Annotated in this window: 2 protein-coding genes and 2 pseudogenes; all 4 read right to left on the bottom strand. The window is 60.9% G+C overall.

Going from position 1 to position 2552, the window contains the following annotated elements:
* A pseudogene (locus tag EN914_RS31770) lies at window positions 1-415 on the bottom strand (glycosyltransferase family 4 protein); the annotation flags it as partial.
* Window positions 416-422: 7 nt separating this feature from the next.
* Window positions 423-1355 (bottom strand): beta-xylosidase, encoded by a 933-nt coding sequence (locus EN914_RS31765; protein ID WP_024502356.1) that lies wholly within the window; start codon window positions 1353-1355, stop codon window positions 423-425.
* A complete protein-coding gene (locus EN914_RS31760; protein ID WP_013533206.1) occupies window positions 1348-2109 on the bottom strand; it encodes a TIGR04290 family methyltransferase in 762 nt (253 codons plus the stop codon). Before EN914_RS31760 ends, EN914_RS31765 begins: the two co-directional genes overlap by 8 nt.
* A 2-nt stretch (window positions 2110-2111) precedes the next feature.
* Window positions 2112-2552 (bottom strand): annotated as a pseudogene (locus EN914_RS31755) (nucleotidyltransferase family protein); the annotation flags it as partial.

Here is a 2552-nt window from a genome sequence, read left to right as displayed (position 1 = left end):
AGGTCGGACCATCGTCAGGCAGATAAGCGTCGAAATCGATGCCGTGCAGATGAACCACATCGATGGGCCATCGGGCGCGGGCAGTGGCGATCGCTTTGCGATGGGCCTCTTGCGCGCGGCGCTTCGCCGCCTCGTCGAGCATGCCGTTTTCGGCCGGTATTTCCACAAGCGTGCCGCTCGTGCTGGAGCCACGGCAAGCAATGACGATAGATCGATGGCCGGCGTGAACCAATGCCCGATCGAGCATCGACAGAACCTGTTCGGCACCGCCGACAGCGTCGGGTCCGACGGGCGCGAGAGGGTAGGCGACATTGAGGACGGCGAGTGTCGCGGCCGGTTGCGTCCCGGTGCCCTGCGCCGCATCCCCACCTGTCAGTGGTGTCGCGAAGTCCGGCATCTGATGCATGGGCAGCATGACGATTTCACGCGGCCGAGGCCCGCCGCGTGGGGAGCGAGGCGGATGTCATGCCAGGCGCATAGCGGCGGATCATGGTTGAGCAGAAATCCGCGAACTCCTCCGGCACCAGTGGCGGGCTGGTGTGGTGGGGCATCATTCCGCGATGCTGAGGTGTGAAGCAGAAGGTGACCGTCACGTCGAAATCGGCGAGTGCTTCCATCTGCCGGTCAAACCAGTCCAGCGCATTCGGCCGAAAACTGTCCGCCCAGGAAAGCCCGGTACGCATATTGGTGACACCCAGCCGCTTCATCCAGGCGACAGCGTCGTCCAGCCGCGGATCTTCGAAATGAAACCACTGCACCAGTCCCATTGCGGGTGTATAGCGCAGGAATTCCTCCAGCGCGGGCTTTGGCGTGCCGTCCTGGCGCAGCAGCCCCATATGGAAATGACGGTAATAAGAGGAGCCTTCGGCTTCGCGGTGACGCGTCGTTGCTTCCCATTCACGCGGAAGATCGTAGAGGCTGTACCACTGGACGCGTGGTGCATTGCCGAGCAGCAATTCAGCTGTTCGCTTGAGCCCCCAGACCTGGATTTCCTCGGCGCCGAAGGTCGATACGCCGACTTCGCTGACCCAGATGGGAAGGTCGGTGACGGTCGCGATCTCGCCGATCTTCTGCGGCCATTCCTGGATTTGCCACAGGTTCCAGTCGAGCGGAAAGCCGTGCACGGCGACGGCGTCGACATGATCCAGCACGCCGAATTCCTTCATGCGAGTGATGAATCCCGGGTCTATCGGCGAGATGCCACCGAGCACTTTGGTCAAAGCCGGGTTTTCAGATGCGATTGCGTCCGCCGCCAGGATTGCCATCCTGGCGAAGCGGCTCCAGTCGGGGTCGAGCTCGGGATCCCAATGCGATTTGTTGTTGGGCTCGTTCCAGATCATCGCGGCTTCAATCATGGCGCTGTCCTTTCGAGGGGTAGACGGGACCGCCACTGGCCGGGTCGCCTGCGGCCCGGCAGAAATAGACCTCCTGCTCAGGGTGCAGAACGATCTCGAAACCGGCGCTGCGCAGCATCGCTTCGGTGCAGGCTCGATTGGGTATCCACCAGTTGGTCGGGTCGTCGGCATAGCGGTGCTCGATGAAATGGAGCTTGGGAAATTCCGGCCGGTCGAACAGGTCATGCGTCCAGAAATGATAGTTCTCTTCCATCTCGGGAAGATCGGTGCTGCCGCGCTGCATGGACTGGAAGATCATCAGATCACCGGCGACATGCTCACGGATAAGGTCGAGCGCAAGCAACGGGTGGCGCAAGTGATAAAGCACCCCCATGAACAGCACGATATCGAATGTTTCGCGCAGGGCGCCGACGTCGTAGACCGACAGTTTCTGGAATTCGATCTCGCAATTGGCGATCTCGGCGGCAAAGCGGGCCTGCGCCAGATAAGCCTCATCGAAATCAATGCCGAGGACACGGGCAGCACCTCGCCGTTTCATCTCGATGGAATAGAAGCCGGCATTGCAGCCGATATCCAACACCGTCTTGCCTGTCAGATCCGCGGGAATGGCCTCGGCGAATTTGCGCCATTTGATCAGCGGGTAATTGCCGAGAAAATGGTTGGGAGCGGTTTCGACACCGGCCAGTTCCATGTTGTGGAACCATGGGCCGAGAGCATCGATACGGCGGCGGATTTCGGCATGGGAATGCAGCATGGTCAGGCTCCTTCGCCGGGAACGACAGGCACATGCGGGTGTGCTCCACCCACAAGCATGGCGGTTTGGCGTTGTTCGGATGCGACGCCCTCTTCGAGCAGCCGAAGAGCCGTGCGATAGCCGTTGAAGGTGCCGACATCGACGTAGGAGACTCCGGCCCTGACACCGTAGGCTTCACCGCCGGCAGCCAGATAGGCATTGATCAGGGTGCCGATATATTCGTCACGCCGGTCCCGTTCACGCCAGAGTGCAGCGAGTTGGTGCAAGATCCGGCCCGGCATCTTGAACGCCCCCCAGATCCAGTTCGTGGCAGCGTCTTGCCGCTTGACCTGAATTTCCTTCACCCGATCTCCCTCGTCGAGAACCACGGCATCGAAAAATTCCGGGCGGTCCACCGGGAAGAGCAGAAACGATAGGGAACTATCCGGCAGGCAGGAGAAGCC

Source organism: Mesorhizobium sp. M7A.F.Ca.CA.001.08.2.1, from assembly GCF_003998455.1.
GTDB lineage: Bacteria > Pseudomonadota > Alphaproteobacteria > Rhizobiales > Rhizobiaceae > Mesorhizobium > Mesorhizobium ciceri.
This window is presented reverse-complemented; position numbering and strand designations above follow the sequence as displayed.

Bases quoted from the DNA above. Each gene is read 5' to 3' on its own strand.
- EN914_RS31765 (WP_024502356.1), bottom strand. From the start codon at position 1,355: ATGATTGAAGCCGCGATGATCTGGAACGAGCCCAACAACAAATCGCAT.
- EN914_RS31760 (WP_013533206.1), bottom strand. From the start codon at position 2,109: ATGCTGCATTCCCATGCCGAAATCCGCCGCCGTATCGATGCTCTCGGC.